The organism is Plantactinospora sp. ZYX-F-223 (assembly GCF_039649625.1).
GTDB lineage: Bacteria > Actinomycetota > Actinomycetes > Mycobacteriales > Micromonosporaceae > Plantactinospora.
In genome coordinates, this window is the sequence record NZ_JBDJAV010000019.1 from 56,126 (window position 1) to 78,819 (window position 22,694).

Genomic DNA, 22,694 nt, shown 5'->3' on the forward strand with positions numbered 1-22,694 from the left:
TCACCAGGTCCACCGGGCGGCCGAGGCCGACCGGGTCGCGGGCTTACCGGGCTTGCGCCCGGATCACCGCCGGTTCGGAATTACACCGAGTCCCGCCAGCGCGTGGTGGGTACGGATCGAGTCTTACACGGAACCGGGGCTGTCGGGCCAGTGAGGCGACCGACCTCACAGCGACGTGACCGTCGTCACTTCGCTCCGCGCCGCCGCTCCCCCGCGTCGGCCGCCGGTGCCCCCGGGGTACGCCGGCGGTCCATCGCCACGTACGACCCGGGCTGGCTCTTGGCCACCGTCTTCATCTCGGAGGCCGCCGCGATCACCTCGAGCGGGTCGGTGAACCGGCGCTCGGGCACCGACAGCGAGACCCCGATGGAGAGGGTGACCAGGTGGGCCCGCTGGATGTTGCCGCGCCGGTCCTTCAACTCGACGTAGCCGCGCTTGGCGTCCTCCGGGTCGTACAGCTCGTCGGCGGTCTTCTCGAAGTCGACCACGGCCCGCTCGGTGAGCGGCCGGACCTGCTCGGGGGCGCAGACGATCACGAAGTCGTCGCCGCCGATGTGCCCGAGGAAGGCCGGCGGCAGCCCGACCGAGACCACCGCCCGGTGCAGGCTGCGGGCCAGCGCGCTGATGAACTCGTCGCCCCGGACGAAGCCGTACCGGTCGTTGACGCTCTTGAACCGGTCGATGTCGATGTAGCCGACCGCGTAGTCGACGCCGCTGCGTACCCGGTCGCCGATCTCCCGGCGGACCCGGGTGTTGCCGGGCAGCCCGGTCAGCGGGGAGACCTCGCGGAACTCCTTGTTGCGGCGCAGCGTGGAGCTGATCCGGGCGACGAGTTCGGCGGTGTCGAAGGGCTTGACCAGGTAGTCGTCGGCACCGGCGGTGAGGCCGTGCACCTTGTCCACGGTCAGCCCCTTGGCGGTGAGCATGATCACCGGCAGCGCCGAGGTCATCGGGTTGGCCCGCAGCCGGCGGGTCAGCTCCAGCCCGTCGATCCGGGGCATCCGCAGGTCGACCACTGCCAGGTCGGGCCGGCGCCGCTCGATCACCTCCAGCGCCTCCTGGCCGTCGCTGGCCTGCGCCACCTCGAAGCCGTGCAGCCGCAGGTTGAACGAGACGAACCGGACGATGTCCTCGTCGTCGTCGACCACCAGGATCAGGTCGGGCCGCTCCTCGGCGACCCCGTCGACCGTCACGGCCCCGTGACGGCGCGCTCGGCGAGCCGCCGCAGCTGGGTCACTGCCGCGGCCGGGTCCGCCGCGCCGTAGACGGCGGTGCCGGCGACGAAGGCGTCCGCGCCGGCCGCCGCCGCCTGCTCGATGGTGTCGGCCGCGATGCCGCCGTCCACCTCGATCCGCAGTTCGAGGTGGCCGGCGTCGGCGTGCCGGCGGGCGGTCCGGACCTTGTCGAGCAGCTCGGGGATGAACCGCTGCCCCCCGAAGCCCGCCTTGATAGTCATGATCAGCAATGTATCGAAGCTGGGCAACAGGTCAAGGTACGGTTCGATCGGAGTGTCCCGGTCGATCGCCAGCCCGGCCTTCGCCCCCGCCGAGCGGAGATCCTTGGCCAGCGAGACCGGGTTGTCACAGGCCTCGGCATGGAACGTCACGTTGTACGCCCCGGCGTCCGCGTAGCTCGGCGCCCAGCGCCGCGGATCCTCGATCATCAGGTGTACGTCGAACGGCAGCGTGCTCGCGGCCAGCAGACTCTGCACCACCGGCAGCCCGATGGTCAGGTTCGGCACGAAGTGGTTGTCCATCACATCGACGTGCAGCCAGTCCGCCGTGGGCTCCACCGCGTGCACCTCATCGGCGAGCCGGGCGAAGTCTGCGGCGAGGATGCTGGGCGCGACGATCGGCGCTGGTACGGTCACCGCGCCAGTGTACGAATGCCGGCCACCCCGCGCGCTCGTCACCCTCGGATCGCGGTGGCACCCGAGAAGAACCGGTCCGGGGTGATCGGCAGGTCACGGACGCGTACCCCGGTGGCGTGGTGCACGGCGTTGGCGATCGCCGCGGCGGTGCCGACGATGCCCAGCTCGCCGATGCCCTTCGAACCCATCGGGTTGACGTACGGGTCCTCCTCGACCAGCGTGTGCACCTCGACGCAGCCGACGTCGGCGTTGGTCGCGATGTGGTACTCGGCGAGGTCCTGGTTGACCACGTGACCGAACCGGGGATCGAGCACGCACTGCTCGTGCAGCGCCATCGACAGCCCCATCGTCATCCCGCCGAGCAGTTGGGAGCGGCCGGTCTTCGGGTTGATGATCCGGCCGGCGGCGAAGACCCCGAGCATCCGGGGCACCCGGACCTCGCCGGTCGCCTCGTGCACCCGGACCTCGGCGAACTGCGCGCCGAAGGCGTACATGGAGAAGCGTTCCCGCTCCGGGTTCGCTGGCATGTCGGCGCTGGCCTCGATGCCGTGCGCCGGCGGGTCGGCGTGTTCGGCGGCCATCCGGGCCCGGAGCCGGCGGGCGGCCTCGACCACCGTGCTGCCCCACGAGGTCATCCCGGACGAGCCGCCGGCGGACATCGCGGCCGGCAGGTCCGTGTCGCCGATCCGCAGCACGATCCGGTCGACCGGTACGGCCAGCGCGTCGGCCGCGATCTGGGTCAGCGAGGTCCAGGTGCCGGTGCCGAGGTCGGCGGCACCGATCGAGACGACGTACCGGCCGTCCGGCTCCGCCCGGATCGTCGCCGAGGAGCCGGGTAGCTGGTAGACCGGGTACATCGAGGCGGCCACCCCGGTGCCGACCAGCCAGCCCCCGGCGGCCCGCCGGACGCCGGGAGTCGGGTCCCGGCCGGCCCAGCCGAACCGGCGGGCGCCGTCGCGCAGGCAGGCCACCAGGTTGCGGGTGGAGAACGGCCGGTCCAGTTCCGGATCGAGCGGCGGCTCGTTGGCGATCCGGAACTCGACCGGGTCCTGCCCGCAGGCGATCGCCATCTCGTCCATCGCCGACTCCAGCGCGTACATCCCCGGGGCCTTGCCGGGGGCGCGCATGATCGTCGGGACCGGCACGTCGAGCCGGACCATCCGGTGCGTCGTGCTGCGGTTCGGCGCCGCGTACATCACCCGGGTCGGCGTGACGGTCTGCTCGGCGAACTCCTTGTGCCGCGCGGTCTGCTGCACCACCTCGTGGCTGATCGCGACCAGCCGGCCGTCCCGCCCGGCACCGAGCCGGACCCGCTGGACCGTCGGGGTGCGGTAGCCGACCTGGGAGAACATCTGCTGCCGGGTGAGCGCCAGCTTCACCGGACGGCCGGGCACGGCGAACGCGGCCAGCACCGCGAGCACCACGTCCGGATGGGCGTGCAGCTTGCCGCCGAACGCGCCGCCGACGTGCGGCGAGACCGCCCGGATCCGCTCCAGGTCGAGCCCGAAGAGGGTGGCGAGCGAGTCGCGCAGCCGGTGCACACCCTGGCTGCCGACGTGCAGGGTGAGCCGGTCGTCGGCCCACTCCGCGATCGTCGAGTGCGGCTCCAACTGGGCGTGCTGGTACCAGGCGGTGGTGTAGGTGGCGTCCAGGCGTACCGCCGCGTCGGCCAGCGCCGCCTCCGGGTCGCCGCGCACGCTGTCGGTGGCGAACCCGCCGTTCGTGACCTCCGGGGCGTACCGGTCGGGATGGTCGGCCCGCAGTTGGACGTCGTGCGGGCCTGCCTCGTAGTCGACCCGGATCATGCTTGCTGCCAGGCGGGCAATCTCCGAGGTCTCCGCCACCACCCCGGCGACGAACTGCCCCCGGTACGCCACCTCGGGCGTCTGTAGGATCACCAGCTCCGGATCGTCGAACGAGGCGACCCGGGGCGCGTTCTCGTGCGTCAGCACGGCCAGCACGCCCGGCTTGGCCAACGCCACCTCGGTGTGCACGGCGGTGATCCGTCCCACCGCGACGGTGGCCTGCACACCGAACAGATAGACCGGCCGGTCGACGGGGTGCTCGAAGGCGTACCGGGCGGTGCCGGTGACCTTCGCCGGCCCGTCGAACCTGTCCAGCGGAGTGCCGATGGCCCGGACCGGCAGCGTCTTCCCGTCCACACCTGCAATGTATGTAAGGAATCGTCCCCGGCTACCCGCTTCGGCGGAAGTGGGTACATATACCGGCCGGCGCCACCGCGCCCGCACCGACTCGCCGACGACGTCGGCGAGTCGGTGCGGGTCCTCAGCCCCGGCGCAGTACTGCCAGGAACATCGCGTCGGTGCCGTGCCGGTGCGGCCAGAGCTGCACGGTCGGGCCGTCGCCGAGGCCGGGCATCCCGGCCGGCAGCAGCGGCCGGGCGTCGACGAAGTCGACCGGTACGCCGGAGCGCCGCGCCGCCTCGGTGACCGAGACGTGCGTCTCCACCACGTGCGGCGAGCAGGTCACGTACGCCACCACCCCGCCCGGGCGGACCGCCCGGAGCGCGGCGCCGAGCAGCTCCCGCTGCAACCGGGTCAGCGCCGGCAGGTCGGAGGGCTGGCGGCGCCAGCGGGACTCCGGACGCCGCCGCAGCGAGCCGAGACCGGTGCAGGGCGCGTCGACGAGCACCCGGTCGAAGGAGTTCTCCGGCAGGTCCGGGTCGCGCCCGACGGTACGCCCGTCGGTGGTCAGCACGGTCACCGGCAACCCGCGTACGGCCTGGGACACCAGCCGGGCCCGGTGCTCGGCCACCTCGACCGCGGTCAGCCGGGCACCCCGCTGGGCGGCCAGCGCGCCGAGCAGGCCGGCCTTGCCACCCGGCCCGGCACAGAGGTCCAGCCACCGTTCGTCGGTGCCGTCGACCTCGGCGCCGGCGAGCGCGGCGGCCACCAGTTGGGAGCCCTCGTCCTGGACGTGCGCCCGGCCGTCGGCCAGCACCGCCAGCTCGCCCGGAGCACCGCCGGGCAGATAGACGGCGTACGGCGAGAAGGCGCCCGGCGCCCCGCCCACCTCGTCGGCGACCTCGACCGCGTCCGCCCGGCCCGGGCGGGCGCAGAGGTGCACCGGCGGCCGCTGGTTGTCCTCGATCAGCAGCCGGGCGGTCTCCCCCAGGTCTCCGCCGAGAGTCTCGGCGAAGGCCCGCACGATCCACTCCGGATGGCTGTAGGTGAGGGCCAGGTGCCCGACCGGGTCGGTCTCGGCCGACGGGGCCAGCTCGGCCAGCCAGGTGTCGAGGTCCTTGCCGGCGACCTCCCGGAGCACGGCGTTGGCGAACCCGGACGCCCCCGGGGCGACGGAGCGGACCAGGTCGACCGTGGAGGAGACGGCGGCGTGCGCCGGGACCCGGGTGTAGAGAAGCTGGTAGGCGCCGAGCCGCAGCGCGTCCCGGGGTTGCGGGTCGATCCGCGCGACGTCCCGGCCGGCGGCGGCGGTGAGGATCGCGTCCAGGGTGCCCCGGACCCGCAGCGTGCCGTAGGTCAGTTCGGTGGCGAAGGCCGCGTCCCGGCCGTGCAGCCGCCGGTCGCGCAGGATCCCCGGCAGGACCAGGTTCGCGTACGCGTCGTCCCGGTGCACCGCCTCGATCGCCTCGTACGCCGCCTGGCGGGGCAGGTCGACCGCTGGTCGCCCCGCTCGGGGCGACCGCCCGTCCCGGTCCCGCCGGTCGCCGCCCCGGCCACCCCGGTCGGCGCCGTCCCGCCCCCGGCCACCCCGGTCGGCGCCGCTCTGGCCGGTACGCCCCCGGTCGTCGGGTCGACGGTCGTCGCGGCGATGGTCTTCGCGGCGACGGTCGGTGCCGCCGCCCGGCGCACGGTCGTCGCGGCCCCGGTCGGCTCCGGCCCGTGCGGTGCCGCCGACCTCTCCGGTACGTTCGCTCACCCGAACTGCTCCCCACCGGCGACCCGGACGCCCCGGGCCCAGTCCGGTGCCGGCATCGCACGCTTGCCGGCCGCCCGCACCTCGCCCAACTCCACTGGCGTGGTGGCGGTACCGGCCAGCACCCGGCCGCGCTCGACCAGCAGCTCGCCGGGCTTGAGCTCGGGTGCGTTGCCGACCGGCCGCACCGGGCCGAGCTTGACCCGGTCGCCGCGGAACTGGGTCCAGGCACCGGGCGCCGGGGTGGCGGCCCGGATCCGCCGGTCCACCGCGAAGGACGGCTCCGACCAGCGGACCTCACCGTCGGCGACGGTCAGCTTCGGCGCCAGCGAGACCCCGTCGGCGGGTTGCGGCACCGCCCGCGCGGTGCCCTGCCCGATCGCGTCGAGCACCGTGACCAGCAGCCCGGCGCCACTGTGGGCGAGGCGCTCCAGCAGATCACCGGCGGTGTCGGCGGGCCGGATCTCCTCGGTCACGGTGCCGAAGACCGGGCCGGTGTCCAGCCCGGCCTCCAACTGGAAGACGCTGGCGCCGGTGACCTGGTCGCCGTGCAGCACCGCGTGCTGCACCGGCGCGGCACCCCGCCAGGCAGGCAGCAGCGAGAAGTGCAGGTTGACCCAGCCGTGTGCGGGGATCTCCAACGCCACCGGCGGCACCAGCGCGCCGTAGGCGACCACCGGTACGCACTCCGGCGCGAGCTGGCGCAGCCGGTCGAGGAACTCCGGCTCGCGGGGCCTGGCCGGAGTCAGCACCTCGATGCCCCGCTCGTCGGCCCAGGCGCCGACCGGTGACCGGGACAGTCCCCGGCCCCGACCGGCCGGGGCGTCGGGCCGGGTCACCACGGCCAGCAGTTCGTGCCTGGAGGCGGCGATGGCGTCCAGGCTGGGCAGGGCGACGGCCGGCGTACCGGCGAAGATCAGGCGCACCGGCGGTGTCACCGACCCAGACCGAACGGGCTGGCGGAGCGGTCCAAGCCGCCCAGCCCCAGCCTGGCACCGAGTCCCTGGCGCCGGTTGGCCGGCGGGTCGTGCGGGCTGACCTTGACCACCGGCGGGGCGTCCTGGTCGTACCAGTCCGCCTGCCGGATCGCCTTCATCGCCTCCTTGCGCGCCTCGGCGTCGAGCCGGTCGAGGAAGAGCACCCCGTCGAGGTGGTCGGTCTCGTGCTGCACGCACCGGGCCATCAGGCCGGTGCCGACGATCTGCACCGGGTCGCCGTACTCGTTGAAGCCCTTGGCGATCACGTTGAGCCGGCGCTTGGTGTCGAAGTAGAGCCCGGGGATGGAGAGGCAGCCCTCCGGACCGTCCTGCTCGTCGGAGTCGGGGAACTCCAGTACCGGGTTGACCAGGTGCCCGAGCACGTCGTCGACGTCGAAGGCGAACACCCGCAGGCCCACGCCGAGCTGCGGTGCGGCGAGGCCGGCACCGTTCTGCTCCCGCATCGTGTCGGTCAGGTCGGCAACCAGTTTGCGCAGCTCGGCGTCGAAGTCGACGACCGGTTCGGCCGGGGTGCGCAGCACCGGGTCCCCGAACAGACGGATGGGCTGGACGGTCACGCGGGACGGCTCCTTCACGGATGGGTTCGGTGGTGCCGTACCCCAGTCTACGGGCGCACCGGGGAGACGACCGGCGAGCCGTCCCGCGACGGTGCGCGCCGGGATCGGCGAGGGTCGGCCGTGACACCGGTCACGCCCCGGGCCGGACCGACCAGTGGGACGCGGTGGTGCGGAAGCCGTACGCGACGGGTCAGGGTTGGGTGCCCGGCTCGCCGGCCAGTACGGCGTCGGTCCGGTCGAGGATGTGCTCGGGGAGCGGAAGCTGCGTACCGTGCGCCGCGTCCCAGTCGTAGATCACGCTCAGCCCGACCTCGGCCCGGAAGTACTCGATCGCGCTGAGCCCGCCGACCACCTGCTCGTCGCACTCGGCGACGAGCTGCCCGGGCACCAGCTTGAAGCCGTTGCGCAGCGCCGCGCTGAGCCGCCGATGCCCGTCGACCACGAAGAACTTCTCGCCGGTGTAGCCGATTCGCAACGGCTCCAGGGCCTCCTCGCCGGCCTGCCCGATCTGTGCGACGAAGTCCGACTCCCAGAGGCCGCGCAGTCCCTGGATCTCCTGGGTGGGATAGATCCGGGCCGGGTCGAGCAGCAGCAGCGGCGGGGAGTCGCGCAGGATCTGCTGGCCGAAGGAGCCCTCGTAGGCGGCGATGACGTGCTCGACCACCTCGTCGGCGGACGCCTTGGTGCTGTCGCAGATCAGGTCGTAGTTGCGCAGCTTCGCCTTGTCCACGCCGTACCGGACGAGGAAGCGGTTGCGCTCGCTCTCGCTGCGCTCGTGCAGCTTGGCCCGGGCCTCCTCGATGGAGGTGTAGCTCTCCGCCGGGCCGGACGGCCGGGCGAGCACCCGGCGGGCCGCCTCGGTCGGCTCGGTGATCATATGGATCTTGAGCGCGTCCTTGAAGAAGTGCCACGCGAGCCGGCTGTCGACGATCAACTGCTCGCCGGAGTCCGCGATGTCCTGCTGGAGCTGGTCGACGTAGCCGTCGACCGCCTGGTCCAGCTCGGCGTGCAGGTTGAGCTGGAGCGCGGTCATCTGCCGCTGCTGGGCCATCTCCCGATAGAGGTCGCCCACGCTGACCCGGCGCAGACCGAGCCGCTTGGCCAGCTCGATGGAGACGGTGCTCTTGCCGCTGCCAAGGTCACCGTTCAGGACGATCGACTGACGACCGGTCACGACCTACCCACCCCTGATCCCAGGTTGCTCAAGATCAATAGTTTGAACGCCGAACCGGCGCGATCACTCTCCGTCACGCCTCCCGCGTGGAGCATGAGGGGCGATGGTATCACCCGGATCCCCGACCACAGGTCGGACTCTGCGTGCGTCCGCCTTCGGATACCCACTGCGGACGGTAGCCGAAACAACCCTCCGTGTCGGGTTCTCGGTCGGTACCCGGTCAGAAGATGTCCTGCGGATCGACCTGGATCCGCACCGGCTGGCCGGCCTTGCGGGCCGTCCGGAGCGCGGCCGCCTCGTGCAGGGCGGCGGCCAGCGCCGCGGCCCGGGACCGGGGCACCCGGACCAGCATCCGCTCCTGCCCGTCGGGGGCCGGCACCGGACCGAGCACCTCGGCGGCCGGCGGCAGCCGGGCCTCGTCGAGCAGCTCCGCCACCGCCGCCGCCACCCCGGTCAGGCTGGCCATCCGGGCGGCCGGCGGAAAGCCCAACTCGCGCCGCTCGGCCAGTTCCCGGCCGGCGAACCAACCCGGATCCCAGCGCAACAGCGCCTGCACCGGCGCCAGCGAACCATCCGCGACCACCACCACCCGGCCACCGGCCGGACCGGGCCGGGCCAACGCCGCCGCCGCCAGCCAGCGGCGCAGCGCCTCCTCCCCGGCCCGCAGATCGGCCCGGGTCAGCAGCGCCCAGGAATCCAGCAGCAGCACCGCGCCGTAACCGCCCTCGGCAACCGGCTCGGCGCCGGGTGTCGCGATCACCAGGCCCGCCTCGCCGGGCACCGAGCGCAGCACCTCCTCCCGCCCCGAGGTCCGCACCGGCACCCCGGGAAACGCCCGGCCAAGCTCCTCGGCGGTACGCCGGGCACCCACCACCGCCGCCCGGAGCCGCCGTCCGGCGCACTGCGGGCAGGCGTACCCGGCGGCCACCCGGGCGCACCACCGGCAGGTGGGAGTGCCGCTGGCCGAGCGCAGGGCGAGCGGACCGGAGCAGTGCGGGCACCGGGCCGGCGCCCGGCACTCGGCGCAGGCCACCGCCGGCAGGTAGCCCCGCCGGGGCACCTGGACCAGCACCGGCGCGTCGGACTTCAGCGCCGCCCGGGCCGCGTCCCAGGCCAGGCTCGGCAGCCGGGCCGAGGCCGCGGCGGGATCGCGGGCCAACTGCGGGTCGTCGCCGGTCGGCGTGATCCTCGGGGTACGCGCCCGCAGCGTCGACCGGTCGGCCACGATCTCCTTCGCCCAGCCCGTCTCGACCAGCAGCCGCGACTCGGCGGTACGGGCGTACCCGCCGACCAGCACCGCGGCGTCACCGAGCTGCGCCCGGGTGAGCAGCACCTCCCGGGCGTGCGGGTACGGCGCCCGGGGCTCGGCGTGCAGGTCGTCCCCGTCGTCCCAGATCGCCACCAGCCCGAGGTCGACGACCGGGGCGAACATCGCGGCCCGGGTACCGATCACCACCGGCACCCGGCCCCGGGAGGCGGCCAGGAACGCCCGGTACCGCCGGGCCGGCCCGAGGGCCGCGGAGAGCGCCACGTGCCGCCCGGTACCGAGCAGCCCGGTCAGCGCGGCGTCGAGCCGTTCCAGGTCCCGGGCGTCGGCCACCACCGCCACCACGCCGCGCCCACTGCGTACGGTCGCCGCCGCCGCCTCCGCGAACCGGCTCGGCCAGTCCTCGCCGGGTAGCGCCGACCAGACCGCCCGGGGTGGCCGACCGTCGGCCAGGGCCCGCAGGAATCCCGGTCCGGCCGGATAGCTCCGCCAGCCCGCGTCGACGGATCCGGTGCCGCCCGCGACCGATTCGGCCCCGGCCGTGCCCTCCACCGACGCCGGCCCGGAGGGGCTCACCGGCGACTCCGACCCGGCCGCACCCTCCACGGACGCCGGCCCGGCGGCACTCTCCGGCGGCCCGGCGGCACTCACCGGCGACTCCGATCCGGCCGCGCCCTCCACGGACGCCGGCCCGGCCGAGCCCTGCGGAGCGGCCGCCTCGGCTCCGGCGTGGGTGCCGGCCGCTGGGGGCGGGGCGGCTTCCCGCTCGACCCGGGCGTGCCGGGGCGGGACGGCCAGCCGCAGCACGTCGGCAAGGTTGCCGGCGTACCGGTCGGCGACCGCCCGGGCCAGCCGGGCGATCTCCGGGGTGAGTACCGGCTCGGGCGAGACCAGCCGCTCCAGGTAGCTCAGCCGGCCGTCGTGTGCGGACAGTTCGGCTCGGTCCAACAGCCAGCCGTCGACCAACTGGCCGGCGAAACGCACCCGGACCCGGGTACCCGGCCGCGCCTGGTCGGCCAGTTCGGCCGGGACCAGGTAGTCGAAGGGCCGGTCCAGGTGGGCCAGCGGCACGTCCACGCAGACGCGAGCGACCGGCAGCCCAGGCGCGGGCTGCCGGTCGCTGCGCTTGCTGGTGGTCAGGCTCCCGCGGCCGACTTGAGGTCGGCGGCGCGGTCCGTGTTCTCCCAGGTCAGGTCGGGCAGCTCACGGCCGAAGTGGCCGTAGGCGGCGGTCTGCCGGTAGATCGGGCGGAGCAGGTGCAGGTCCCGGATGATCGCCGCCGGACGGAGGTCGAAGACCTCGCCCACCGCGCGCTCGATCCGGTCCACCGGCACGTTCTCGGTGCCGAAGGTCTCGATGAAGAGGCTTACCGGGTGCGCCTTGCCGATCGCGTACGCGACCTGGACCTCGCAGCGCTCGGCCAGCCCCGCGGCCACCACGTTCTTCGCCACCCACCGGGTCGCGTACGCGGCCGAACGGTCGACCTTGGACGGGTCCTTGCCGGAGAACGCCCCACCGCCGTGCCGGGCGTACCCGCCGTAGGTGTCCACGATGATCTTGCGGCCGGTCAGCCCGGCGTCGCCCATCGGGCCGCCGATCTCGAACCGGCCGGTCGGGTTCACCAGCAGCCGGTAACCGTCGATGTCGAGGCCCAGCTCCTCCAGCTCCGGCGCGATGACGTGCTCGCGGATGTCCGGGGTGAGCAGCGACTCCAGCGAGATGTCGGCGGCGTGCTGCGACGACACCACGACGGTGTCGAGCCGGACCGGGCGCAGCCCGTCGTATTCGATCGTCACCTGGGTCTTGCCGTCCGGCCGCAGGTAGGGAATGGTGCCGTCCTTGCGGGTGGCGGAGAGCCGGCGGGCCAGCCGGTGCGCCAGGGCGATCGGCAGCGGCATCAGCTCGGGCGTCTCGGAGCAGGCGAAACCGAACATCATGCCCTGGTCACCGGCGCCCTGGGCGTCCAGTGCGCTCTCCGACGAGCCGGAGCGCAGCTCGATGGCGCTGTCGACACCCTGCGCGATGTCCGGCGACTGCGAACCGATCGACACGCTGACGCCGCACGAGGCGCCGTCGAAGCCCTTCTTCGACGAGTCGTAGCCGATGCCGAGGATCGTCTCCCGGACGATCGCCGGAATGTCGGCGTACGCCTTCGTGGTCACCTCGCCCGCGACGTGCACCTGGCCGGTCGTGATGAGAGTTTCGACCGCGACCCGGCTACGCGGGTCCTGGTCCAGCAGCGCGTCGAGGATGCCGTCGCTGATCTGGTCAGCGATCTTGTCGGGGTGGCCTTCCGTGACCGACTCCGAGGTGAACAAGCGACGTACCACGGTGCTCCTAAAGATCTCGAATTCAGCTGACGCGGCAGTGTAGTCACGGCCGCCTGGTCCCCAGACCCGTGCCCGGTAAGCGTGCTACCCGGTCATGACAGGTCGGTTAAGCGCGTTACTACCAGATCCCAGACGCCGTCGGCGAGATCTTCCTTGGATTGCTCCGGAAACGCTGTCGCCGAACCGTCAGCACCGAGCACGACGGCGGTATTGCGGTCGGCACCGAAAACCTTGTCCGGCCCGACCTCGTTGACCACGATCAGGTCGGCGCGCTTGCGGGTCAGCTTGGCCCGGGCGTTCGCCTCGGCGTCGCTGGTCTCGGCGGCGAAGGCGACCAGCACCTGGCCCGGCCGGCGCCGCTCGCCCAGCTCGGCGGCGATGTCGGGGTTGGCCACCAGCTCGACGGTGAGCGTGCCGCCCCGGTCCGCCTTCTTGATTTTGTCGGCGGCGTAGGTCGCCGGCCGGAAGTCCGCCGGCGCCGCCGCCATCACCACCGCGTCGGCCGTCTCGGCCGCCTCCAGGGTGGCCTTGCGCAGCTCCTCGGTGGTCGAGACCCGGACCACGTCCGCCCCGGCCGGGTCCGGCAGCGAGACGTTCGCGGCGACCACCGTGACCTGGGCACCCCGGGCCACCGCCGTCCGGGCGAAGGCGTAGCCCTGCTTGCCCGACGACCGGTTGCCGAGGAACCGCACCGGGTCCAGCGGTTCCCGGGTGCCGCCGGCGGTGACCACCACCCGGCGGCCGACCAGGTCCCGGGGCTCGGCGACGCCGCGGGCGAGCACCCGGCGGGCCACCGCGAAGATCTCGGCCGGGTCAGGCAGCCGGCCCTTGCCGGTGTCGACGCCGGTCAGCCGGCCGCTCGCCGGCTCGATCACCAGGACGCCGCGGCGGCGCAGCGTCGCGACGTTCTCCACCGTTGCCGGGTGCTCCCACATCTCGGTGTGCATCGCCGGGGCGAGCACCACCGGGCAGCGGGCGGTCAGCAGTGTGTTGGTGAGCAGGTCGTCGGCGAGACCGTGCGCGGCCTTGGCCAGCAGGTCGGCCGTTGCCGGGGCGACGACCACCAGGTCGGCGGCCTGACCGAGGCGGACGTGCGGCACCTCGTGCACGTCGGCCCAGACATCGTCGGCGACCGGCTGGCCGCTCAACGCCGCCCAGGTCGGCGCGCCGACGAAGCGCAGCGCGGAGGCGGTCGGCACGACCCGGACCCGGTGCCCCGACTCGGTGAAGAGCCGGAGCAACTCGCAGGCCTTGTAGGCGGCGATGCCACCGCCCACCCCGAGTACGACCGCGGTCATCGCCGACGCCCGGACGACCCTACGGCTGGTCGGTCGGCTCGGCGGTGAGCAGACCGGCGTTGATCTCCCGCATCGCGATCGAGAGCGGCTTCTCCTGCGGGGTGGTCTCCACCAGCGGACCAACGTACTCCAGCAGGCCCTCGCCGAGCTGGCTGTAGTAGGCGTTCACCTGGCGGGCGCGCTTGGCGGCGAAGATCACCAGAGCGTACTTCGAGGTGGTCTTCTCAAGCAGCTCGTCGATCGGCGGGTTGGTGATGCCTTCGGGACTGGCGATGGATCCCACGGAGATAAACCTCGGTGTCTTCTCGACCGCCGGGCGCGGCGGTCAGGTCGGAGTTGGCTCAGGTCTGTGCCCGACTCGAATCCGCGTCGACCACGTCGGCGGCGCTCGCCGTGGAGTCCCCGGGTGGGTTGCCCGCGTCGGCGTTGCCTCAGGTCGGCGTCAGAAAGGACGAACCGAGCAAGCTTACCAGTTCATCCGCGGCGCGCCCGAGCACATCGTTCACGACCGTTGCGTCGAATTCGCGACCCGCCGTGCGGGCGTGCTCCCAGGTCGGGGCCAGGTAGACCAGCCGGGCCTGCGGCATCGCCGCCCGCACCTGCCGGGCGCCCCGGAGGTCGATCGGGAGCAGCACCGGTTGGCCGGCCGACAACCGGATCCGCACCGGCTCGCCCGGCGTGCCGTACCGGTGGACGCCAATTTCCGACCACTCCAGCAACTGTCCGTCGTCGAGTAGTCGGCCGAATTCGGCCCGGTCGACGAAGCGATAGTGCACTCCGTCGATCTCGTAGCGCCGACGGGGCCGGGTGGTCACCGGGACCGGAAGCCACAACTGGCGCGATCGGGCCCGGACGAGTTCTGTCACGCTGTCCTTGCCGGCCCCGGAGGGACCGGCAAGGACCGTGAGACGAGCCGCTGGGCGGACATCGTCATGCGTACCCACTGCTTGTTTCTACACGGCGAGTGGAACTAGTTCGCCGAGAATTCTCCAAGCAGTGCCTTGCGCTGCTGCTCGCCGAGGCCACGGAGGCGACGGCTGTCGGCGATCTTGAGCTTCTCCATGATCTGGGTGGCCCGGATCTTGCCGATTCCCGGCATGGCCTGAAGTACGGCCGATACCTTCAGCTTGCCGACCACGTCGTCCGACTCCGCACGGTCGAGGACGGCGGCGAGGTTGGTCTTGCCCTGCTTGAGCTCTTCCTTGAGCTTCGCCCGGGCCTTGCGGATCTCCGCGGCCTTCTCCAGCGCGGCTGCGCGCTGTTCGGGGCTCAGTTGGGGGAGCGGCACCAGTTCTCCTCAGGTCCCTATCGCGACGGGCGGGACGCGCCGTCGCATCTGTGAAACGTGGTGTGCCTGGCAACCAAAGGGGTATGTGGTTCCCAGCGCCGGGAAAACTAGCGGCCAACGGAGGTTTCGGCAACGTGGGCACGCCATGATCATGTCAGCGTAACCATGAGATCACTGACCGGCAGCGGTCAGCGCGGCCCGACAATCGGCCAGCGCCCGGTCCGCCGCCGCGCGCAACGCGGCGGGATCGGGGCCCGCGCCGAGCACCTCCCGGGAGTACGACGGAAGCACTCTGGATAGCTCGCCACCGAAGACCGTACGCAGGTCGTCGGCGCGTCCACCCTGCGCGCCGAGGCCCGGCGCGAGCAGTGGGCCGCCCACCCCGGAGAGGTCGTGCCCGGTCTCGCCGATGGTGGCGCCGACCACCAACCCGAAGCTGCCGAGCGGCTCCGCACCCGCGTTGAGCTGCGAAATCTCTTCAATGATCGTTTGCGCGACGGTGCGCCCGTCGGCGCCGACGGCGCGCTGGACGCTGGCGCCCTCGGGGTTGGAGGTGAGCGCCAGCACGAAGACGCCGCCGCCGTGCTTGCGCGCCGTGTCGAACATCGGGGCGAGCGAGCCGACCCCCAGGAAGGGGCTCGCGGTGACCGCGTCGACATACATCGGGCTGGATGGATCCAGGTACGCGTCGGCGTACGCGGCGACCGTGGAGCCGATGTCGCCGCGCTTGACGTCAAGCAGAACGAGCGCGCCCACGCCCCGCAACTGTCGGATAATTGACTCAAGTACGCCGACCCCGCGCGACCCGAACCGCTCGAAAAATGCCGACTGCGGCTTGACGACCGCGACCCGGTCGCCGAGCGCCTCGACCACCGTCTCGCTGAACCGGGCGACCCCGTCGACGTCGTCGGTCAGGCCCCACCGGGCCAGCAGCGCGGGATGGGGGTCGATGCCGACGCAGAGCGGTCCGCGCTCCGCCATCGCCCGGTGCAGCCGACTGCCAAAGGTCTCCATTCGCCTCTCCTCTCCGCCGGCGCCATGACCTTCTGCCATGTCGCCGCGACTAACCGTCACATCTTCGGTCGGCCGCGCCCCCGGCCGGGGTACCGCGGCGGCGGGCTGCACCGCATCGGGGGCCTCGGCACGTCCGGTCGGCCGGTCCCGGTGGCCGCGCGGTCAGCCGGCCTCGGCGGCCGCGCCGATCGCCGTACAGATCCGGGCGAGGTCGTCGTCCCCGGTGACGTACGGCGGCATCGTGTAGATCAGGTCCCGGAACGGGCGCAGCCAGACCCCGTACGCCGCCGCGGCCTCGGTCGCCGCCGCCATCTTCACGTCGTGGTCGAGCTGCACCACGCCGATCGCGCCCAGCACCCGGACGTCGGCCACCCCGGCGGCGCCCCGTAACGGCGCCAGACCGGCCGAGAGCCCGGCGGAGATCCTCGCTACGTCCGCCGCCCAGTTTCCGGCCTCCAGCAGCCCGATGGAGGCGTTTGCGACCGCACAGGCAAGCGGGTTCCCCATGAAGGTGGGGCCGTGCGCCAGCACCCCGGTGGCGGAGATCCCCTCGGCGACCTCGGGGGTGCAGAGCGTGGCGGCCAGGCTCAGGTAGCCGCCGGTGAGCGCCTTGCCCAGACACATCACGTCCGGGGTCACAGACGCGTGCTCGGCCGCGAAGAGCGCGCCGGTCCGGCCGAAGCCGGTGGCGATCTCGTCGAAGATCAGCACGATGTCGTGCTCGGTGCAGAGTTCGCGGAGCAGCCGCAGGTAGTGCGGATTGTGGAAACGCATCCCACCGGCGCCCTGCACCACCGGTTCGACGATCACCGCGGCGAGTTCGCCGGCATGCCGGTGCAGCGCGTCGGCGAGCGCGGTCGCGTACCCGGGGTCGACCGGGGCGGCGAAGCCGGGTGGTGGCAGGTCGGCGAAGACCTGCCGGGGCAGTACGCCGGTCCAGAGCGAGTGCATCCCGCCGACCGGGTCGCAGACGCTCATCGGATGGAAGGTGTCGCCGTGGTAGCCGCCCCGCCAGGTGGCCAGCCGGTGCCGCTGGGGGCGCCCCCGGCCGCGCTGGTACTGCACCGCCATCTTGACCGCCACCTCGACGGAGACCGAGCCGGAGTCGCAGAGGAAGACGTGCTCCAGCCCGGGCGGGGTGATCTCCACCAGGGTGCTCGCCAGCCGGACGGCGGGTTCGTGGGTGAGGCCGCCGAACATCACGTGGCTCATCCGGCCGAGCTGCTCGGTGACGGCGGCGTCCAGCACCGGATGCCGGTACCCGTGGATCGCCGCCCACCACGACGACATGCCGTCGACGAGTTCCCGGCCGTCGGCCAGGCGCAGCCGGACCCCCTCGGCGCTTTCCACCACGGCGGGGTCGGTGCTGGCCGGCATCGGGGCGTACGGGTGCCAGACGTGCGCCCGGTCGGCCGCGACGATCTCCTCCGGAGTCACCGGCACCCCTCCGATCCCGCTGTGGCGGCCTCCCCGGGACTCACGGCCGGGTCGCCCGGGCCACCGCACGGACCAGCCCCGGCCCGCCGTAGACGAAGCCGGTGTAGAGCTGCACCAGGCTGGCTCCGGCGTCCAGCAGCGCGGTGGCGTCCGCCGGGTCGAGGATGCCACCCACCCCGACCACCGGCAGCGCGCCGTTCGTCTCGGCGTGCACGAACGAGACCACCTCGCGGGTACGCGCGGTCAGCGGCCGGCCGGAGAGCCCGCCCGCCTCACCGGCCCGGTGCGCGTCCGACGGGGCGATCCCGTCCCGGCCCAGCGTGGTGTTGGTGGCGATCACCCCGGCGGCTCCCCGGTCCAGGCAGACCTGGAGCACCTCGGCGATGGCCGCCTCGGTCAGGTCCGGGGCGATCTTGACCAGGATCGGCTTCTCCCCGACCAGCGCGGTCAGTAGCGCGTCGAGGTGCGCCCGGTCCTGCAGCGCCCGCAAGCCGGGGGTGTTCGGCGAGGAGACGTTGACCGCGAAGTAGTCGCCGTACGGCGCCAGCGCCCGGTACGAGGCCAGGTAGTCGGCGACGGCGTCGTCCAGCGGGGTGACCTTGGACTTGCCCAGCGAGATGCCGAGCGGCACCCCCAACGGCCGGCGCAGCGCGGCCAGCCGCCCGGCCAGCGCCTCCGCTCCGGCGTTGTTGAAGCCCATCCGGTTGATCACCGCCGCGCTTTCCGGCAGCCGGAACAGCCTCGGCCGGGGGTTGCCCGGCTGCGGATGCGCGGTGACCGTACCCACCTCGACGAAGCCGAAGCCCAGCGCCGGCCAGGCCGGCAGCGCGGCGCCGTCCTTGTCCATCCCCGCGGCCAGCCCGACCGGGTTGGGGAAGTCGACCCCGAAGACCGTGCGCGGGGCGGAGACGGCGTACCGGGCCCGCAGCAGCGCCAGCGCGGCCGGACTGCGGGAGAGCCCGGCCAGCCGGCGCAGCGTCCACTCGTGTGCGGTCTCCGCGTCCCCGCCGCCGAGCCGGAACAGCGCGGGCCGGACGACCCGGTCGAAGAGCGCTCCCCCGCCCGCCGTCCGCCGGCCCGGTTCGGCCGTCGCCGTCGGCGTGCTCACTCGCCGGCCCGCAGCGCCGCGTGCAACTCCTGCAACGGCCGGACCGACATGTCGCCCCGGATCAGCGCCTCGATCCCCATCACCGCGGCCGCCGCGCCGGGCACGGTGGTGATGCACGGGATGTCCGCGCCGACCGCCGCGCTGCGGATCTCGTACCCGTCGGAGCGGGCGCTCGCCCCGGAACCCTGGGGGGTGTTGATCACCAGGTCCACCTCGCCGGCCGCGATCAGCGTGACCGCGTCCGGCGAGTCGGCACCCTCCTCGTAGTGCTTGCGGATCAGCTCGCAGGAGATGCCGTGCCGGCGCAGCACCTCACCGGTGCCGGTGGTGGCGACGATCTCGAAGCCGAGGTCGGCGAGGCGCTTGACCGGGAAGATCATGCCGCGCTTGTCCCGGTTGGCCACTGAGACGAAGACCTTGCCCCGGATCGGCAGCGAGCCGTACGCCGCCGCCTGCGACTTGGCGAAGGCGTGCCCGAAGGCGGTGTCGATGCCCATCACCTCGCCGGTGGACTTCATCTCCGGGCCGAGCAGCGAGTCGATGCCCTTGCCGGTCGGGGTGCGGAACCGCTTGAACGGCAGCACCGCCTCCTTCACCGCCACCGGCGCGTCGGCCGGGGTCGTCGTACCGTCGCCGGTCGGCGGGAGCAGCCGCTCGGCGCGCAGCTCGGCGATGGTGGCGCCGAGCATGATCCGGGCGGCCGCCTTGGCCAGCGGCACCGCGGTCGCCTTGGAGACGAACGGCACGGTCCGGGAGGCCCGCGGGTTCGCCTCCAGCACGTAGAGGGTGTCGTCCTTCAGCGCGTACTGCACGTTGAGCAGGCCGCGCACCCCGATCCCCCGGGCGATCTGGACGGTGTAGTGGCGTACCGCCGCCAGGTGCGAGCTGGCCAGGGTGATCGGCGGCAGCGCGCAGGACGAATCGCCGGAGTGGATGCCGGCCTCCTCGATGTGCTCCATCACCCCGCCGACGTAGACCTCGCCGTCGGCGTCGCAGAGCGCGTCCACGTCGATCTCGATCGCGTCGTCGAGGAAGCGGTCCACCAGCACCGGATGGTCCGGCGAGATGTCGGTGGCCCGGGCGATGTACCCGCGCAGCGTGTCGTCGTCGTAGACGATCTCCATGCCCCGCCCGCCGAGCACGTACGACGGCCGGACCAGCACCGGATAGCCGATCTCGGCGGCGATGGCGTGCGCCTCGTCGTACGAGGTGGCGGTGCCGTGCGCCGGGGAGCGCAGCCCGGCCCGGTCCAGCAGCGCACCGAACGCGCCCCGCTCCTCGGCCAGGTGGATCGACTCGGGGCTGGTACCGATGATCGGCACACCGGCGTCCTTGAGCCGCTGCGCCAGGCCCAGCGGGGTCTGCCCGCCGAGCTGGACGATCACCCCGACCACCCCCGGCCCGCCGGCCGCCCTGCCGGAGCTGTCCTCGGAGTGCCAGACCTCCAGCACGTCCTCGAAGGTCAGCGGCTCGAAGTAGAGCCGGTCGGCGGTGTCGTAGTCGGTGGAGACGGTCTCCGGGTTGCAGTTGACCATCACCGTCTCGTAGCCGACCTCCCGGAGCGCCATCACCGCGTGCACGCACGAGTAGTCGAACTCGATGCCCTGGCCGATCCGGTTCGGCCCGGAGCCGAGGATCAGCACCTTGGGCCGGTCCGACGGGGTCACCTCGGTCTCTTCGTCATAACTGCTGTAGTGGTAGGGCGTACCGGCGGCGAACTCGGCAGCGCAGGTGTCCACGGTCTTGTAGACCGGGCGTACCCCGAGCCGGTGCCGGAGCGTCCGTACCCCGTCCTCGGCGGCCAGCTCCGGGCGGAGCGCCGCGAGCTGCCGGTCGGAGATGCCGGCCCGCTTGGCCCGGCGCAGCAGCTCCTCGTCGAGTACCGCGGCGGCGACGATCTCGGCACGCAGCTCGACCAGCCCGGCGATCTGGTCCAGGAACCACGGGTCGATCCCGCCGGACGCCTCCGACACCTGCGCCACCGAGGCGCCGAGCCGCAGCGCCCGCTCGACGCTGTAGAGCCGCCCGTCGTGCGGGGTGCGCAGCGCGGCGAGGGCGCCGTCAAGAGTGGCGCCCTCCGGGTCCGGCACGGTCCAGAAGCCGCCCTCCTTGGTCTCCATCGAGCGCATCGCCTTGTTCAGCGCCTCGGGGAAGTTCCGGCCCAGGCTCATCGCCTCGCCGACCGACTTCATCGTGGTGGTGAGTTCCTTGTCGGCGGCCGGGAACTTCTCGAAGGCGAACCGGGGAATCTTCACCACCACGTAGTCGAGGGTCGGCTCGAACGCGGCGGGGGTCTTCAGGGTGATGTCGTTCGGGATCTCGTCCAGGGTGTAGCCGACGGCCAGCTTCGCGGCGATCTTGGCGATCGGGAAGCCGGTCGCCTTGGAGGCCAGCGCGGACGACCGGGAGACCCGGGGGTTCATCTCGATCACGACCAGCCGGCCGTCGCGCGGGTTGACCGCGAACTGGATGTTGCAGCCGCCGGTGTCCACCCCGACCTCGCGGAGCACCGCGATGCCGAGGTCACGCAGCCGCTGGTACTCCCGGTCGGTCAGGGTCATCGCCGGTGCGACGGTGACGCTGTCCCCGGTGTGCACGCCCATCGGGTCGACGTTCTCGATCGAGCAGACCACCACGACGTTGTCGTGCCGGTCCCGCATCAGTTCGAGCTCGTACTCCTTCCAGCCGAGCACGCTCTCCTCGATGAGTACCTCGTGCACCGGGCTGGCCGCCAGGCCCGCCCCGGCGATCCGCTCCAGGTCCTCGTCGGTGTGCGCCATCCCGGAGCCGAGCCCGCCCATCGTGAACGACGGCCGGATCACCACCGGCAGGCCCAACTCGGCGACGGTGGAGCGGACCTCGTCCATCGAGTGGCAGACCCGGCTGCGCGGGGTCTCGCCGCCGGCCTTGGCGACGATCTCCTTGAAGAGCTGCCGGTCCTCGCCGCGCCGGATGGCGTCGATGTCGGCGCCGATCAGCTCGACGCCGTACTTGGCGAGCACCCCGGACTCGTGCAGCGCCACGGCGGTGTTCAGCGCGGTCTGGCCGCCCAGGGTGGGCAGCAGGGCGTCCGGCCGCTCCTTGGCGATGACCAGCTCGACGAACTCCGGGGTGATCGGCTCGACGTAGGTGGCGTCGGCGAACTCCGGGTCGGTCATGATGGTCGCCGGGTTGGAGTTGACCAGGCTGACCCGCAGCCCCTCGGCGCGCAGCACCCGGCAAGCCTGGGTGCCGGAATAGTCGAACTCGCAGGCCTGGCCGATCACGATCGGCCCGGAGCCGATCACCAGTACGTGCTTGAGGTCTGTCCGCCTAGGCATGCTTGCCGCCTTCGATGAGTTCGGCGAAGCGGTCGAAGAGGTAGTCCGCGTCGTGCGGGCCGGCCGCCGCCTCCGGGTGGTACTGCACGGTGAACGCCGGTACGTCCTTGGCCCGCAGCCCCTCGACCACGTTGTCGTTCAGGCAGACGTGGCTCACCTCGACCCCGCCGAAGTCGGTGTCGATCACCTGGTTGAGCGGCGCGTCGACCGCGAACCCGTGGTTGTGGCTGGTCACCTCGACCTTGCCGGTGCTCTGGTCCAGCACCGGCTGGTTGATGCCCCGGTGCCCGTACCCCAGCTTGTAGGTGCCGAAGCCGAGCGCCCGGCCGAGGATCTGGCTGCCGAAGCAGATCCCGAAGAGCGGGAGCTGCCGGCGCATCACCTCGCGGGCCAGTCCGGCCGGATGGTCGGCGGTGGCCGGATCACCCGGGCCGGGCGAGAAGAAGACCGCGTCGGCGCCGGTGGCCAGCAGGTCGTCGATGCTGGACGAGGCGGGCAGCACGTGCGTGGTGACCCCGCGCGCGGCGAGCCGGCGCGGCACGTTCCGCTTGATCCCCAGGTCCAGCGCGGCCACCGTGAACCGGTGCTCTCCCTCGGCCTGCACGACGTACGGCTGTGCCGTGGTCACCTCGGCGGAGAGGTCCGCCCCCTCCATCCGGGGCGCCTCGCGGACCCGGGCCAGCAGTTCCACCGGGTCATCGGTCAGGCTGGAGACCCCGACCCGCATCGCGCCGCGCTCCCGCAGGTGCCGGGTGAGCGCCCGGGTGTCCACCCCGGCGATCCCGACCACACCCTCGGTGGCCAGCCGGTCCTCCAGGGAGCCGGTGGCCCGCCAGTTCGAGCCGATCCGGGCCGGGTCCCGGACGACGTACCCGGCCACCCAGATCCGGCCCGACTCGTCGTCCTCGGCGTTCACCCCGGTGTTGCCGATGTGCGGCGCGGTCTGCACCACCACCTGGCGGTGGTAGGACGGGTCGGTCAGCGTCTCCTGGTAGCCGGTCATCCCGGTGTTGAAGACCGCCTCGCCGAAGGTCTCCCCCACGCTGCCGTACGCCTCGCCGCGGAAGGTCCGGCCGTCCTCCAGGACCAGGATCGCCGGTCGTCTGCGGTTGCTCATGCCCTGCCTCCGATCCGGA

General features: G+C 72.9%; 17 protein-coding genes and 1 pseudogene. All 18 read right to left on the bottom strand.

Annotation, left to right across the window (positions count from 1 at the left end; genetic code table 11):
* Positions 1–185: 185 nt before the first annotated feature.
* Positions 186–1,193, bottom strand: coding sequence for a response regulator (locus tag AAH979_RS20140; RefSeq protein ID WP_346259671.1), 1,008 nt, complete (start codon positions 1,191–1,193; stop codon positions 186–188).
* Positions 1,190–1,870, bottom strand: coding sequence for a ribulose-phosphate 3-epimerase (gene rpe / locus AAH979_RS20145; protein ID WP_346259672.1), 681 nt, complete (start codon positions 1,868–1,870; stop codon positions 1,190–1,192). Before rpe ends, AAH979_RS20140 begins: the two co-directional genes overlap by 4 nt.
* A 38-nt stretch (positions 1,871–1,908) precedes the next feature.
* Positions 1,909–4,032: a xanthine dehydrogenase family protein molybdopterin-binding subunit gene (locus tag AAH979_RS20150; RefSeq protein ID WP_346259673.1), complete on the bottom strand. Its 2,124-nt coding sequence runs from the start codon at positions 4,030–4,032 to the stop codon at positions 1,909–1,911.
* A gap of 124 nt (positions 4,033–4,156) precedes the next feature.
* The gene (locus AAH979_RS20155; protein WP_346259674.1) at positions 4,157–5,770 is read right to left on the bottom strand and encodes a transcription antitermination factor NusB; all 1,614 of its coding nucleotides are present in this window, start codon (positions 5,768–5,770) and stop codon (positions 4,157–4,159) included.
* Positions 5,767–6,693 carry a methionyl-tRNA formyltransferase gene (gene fmt, locus AAH979_RS20160; RefSeq protein ID WP_346259751.1) on the bottom strand — a complete coding sequence of 309 codons (927 nt, stop codon included), beginning with the start codon at positions 6,691–6,693 and terminating at the stop codon, positions 5,767–5,769. The genes AAH979_RS20155 and fmt overlap by 4 nt, the downstream gene beginning before the upstream one ends.
* A gap of 101 nt (positions 6,694–6,794) precedes the next feature.
* A pseudogene (gene def, locus AAH979_RS20165) lies at positions 6,795–7,322 on the bottom strand (peptide deformylase); the annotation flags it as partial.
* 190 nt (positions 7,323–7,512) lie between these two features.
* Positions 7,513–8,496 (bottom strand): AAA family ATPase, encoded by a 984-nt coding sequence (locus tag AAH979_RS20170; protein ID WP_346259675.1) that lies wholly within the window; start codon positions 8,494–8,496, stop codon positions 7,513–7,515.
* Between the two features lie 220 nt (positions 8,497–8,716).
* Positions 8,717–10,840 carry a primosome assembly protein PriA gene (locus AAH979_RS20175; protein WP_346259676.1) on the bottom strand — a complete coding sequence of 708 codons (2,124 nt, stop codon included), beginning with the start codon at positions 10,838–10,840 and terminating at the stop codon, positions 8,717–8,719.
* Positions 10,841–10,899: 59 nt separating this feature from the next.
* Positions 10,900–12,093, bottom strand: coding sequence for a methionine adenosyltransferase (gene metK, locus AAH979_RS20180; RefSeq protein WP_107262802.1), 1,194 nt, complete (start codon positions 12,091–12,093; stop codon positions 10,900–10,902).
* A gap of 92 nt (positions 12,094–12,185) precedes the next feature.
* Entirely contained in the window at positions 12,186–13,391 is a 1,206-nt protein-coding gene (gene coaBC / locus AAH979_RS20185; protein WP_346259677.1) for a bifunctional phosphopantothenoylcysteine decarboxylase/phosphopantothenate--cysteine ligase CoaBC, read from the bottom strand.
* A 19-nt stretch (positions 13,392–13,410) separates the two neighbouring features.
* A complete protein-coding gene (rpoZ, locus tag AAH979_RS20190; protein WP_101366725.1) occupies positions 13,411–13,674 on the bottom strand; it encodes a DNA-directed RNA polymerase subunit omega in 264 nt (87 codons plus the stop codon).
* Positions 13,675–13,822: 148 nt separating this feature from the next.
* Entirely contained in the window at positions 13,823–14,335 is a 513-nt protein-coding gene (locus tag AAH979_RS20195) for a guanylate kinase (protein WP_346259678.1), read from the bottom strand.
* Between the two features lie 26 nt (positions 14,336–14,361).
* Positions 14,362–14,679, bottom strand: a complete 318-nt coding sequence (mihF, locus tag AAH979_RS20200; RefSeq protein ID WP_101366727.1) for an integration host factor, actinobacterial type — start codon at positions 14,677–14,679, stop codon at positions 14,362–14,364.
* Between the two features lie 171 nt (positions 14,680–14,850).
* Positions 14,851–15,693 (bottom strand): orotidine-5'-phosphate decarboxylase, encoded by an 843-nt coding sequence (gene pyrF, locus AAH979_RS20205; protein WP_346259679.1) that lies wholly within the window; start codon positions 15,691–15,693, stop codon positions 14,851–14,853.
* Between the two features lie 162 nt (positions 15,694–15,855).
* Positions 15,856–17,130, bottom strand: coding sequence for an adenosylmethionine--8-amino-7-oxononanoate transaminase (locus AAH979_RS20210; protein WP_346259680.1), 1,275 nt, complete (start codon positions 17,128–17,130; stop codon positions 15,856–15,858).
* Positions 17,131–17,170: 40 nt separating this feature from the next.
* Complete coding sequence (locus AAH979_RS20215) at positions 17,171–18,238, bottom strand: quinone-dependent dihydroorotate dehydrogenase (RefSeq protein ID WP_346259681.1); 1,068 nt, start codon at positions 18,236–18,238, stop codon at positions 17,171–17,173.
* Positions 18,235–21,558 (bottom strand): carbamoyl-phosphate synthase large subunit, encoded by a 3,324-nt coding sequence (carB, locus tag AAH979_RS20220; protein ID WP_346259682.1) that lies wholly within the window; start codon positions 21,556–21,558, stop codon positions 18,235–18,237. The genes AAH979_RS20215 and carB overlap by 4 nt, the downstream gene beginning before the upstream one ends.
* Positions 21,551–22,675: a glutamine-hydrolyzing carbamoyl-phosphate synthase small subunit gene (gene carA / locus AAH979_RS20225; protein ID WP_346259683.1), complete on the bottom strand. Its 1,125-nt coding sequence runs from the start codon at positions 22,673–22,675 to the stop codon at positions 21,551–21,553. The genes carB and carA overlap by 8 nt, the downstream gene beginning before the upstream one ends.
* Between the last annotated feature and the right edge of the window lie 19 nt (positions 22,676–22,694).

Excerpts from the sequence above, each read along its gene's own strand:
- coaBC (WP_346259677.1), bottom strand. The coding sequence starts at position 13,391 with ATGACCGCGGTCGTACTCGGGGTGGGCGGTGGCATCGCCGCCTACAAG.
- pyrF (WP_346259679.1), bottom strand. The coding sequence starts at position 15,693 with ATGGAGACCTTTGGCAGTCGGCTGCACCGGGCGATGGCGGAGCGCGGA.
- carB (WP_346259682.1), bottom strand. The coding sequence starts at position 21,558 with ATGCCTAGGCGGACAGACCTCAAGCACGTACTGGTGATCGGCTCCGGG.
- carA (WP_346259683.1), bottom strand. The coding sequence starts at position 22,675 with ATGAGCAACCGCAGACGACCGGCGATCCTGGTCCTGGAGGACGGCCGG.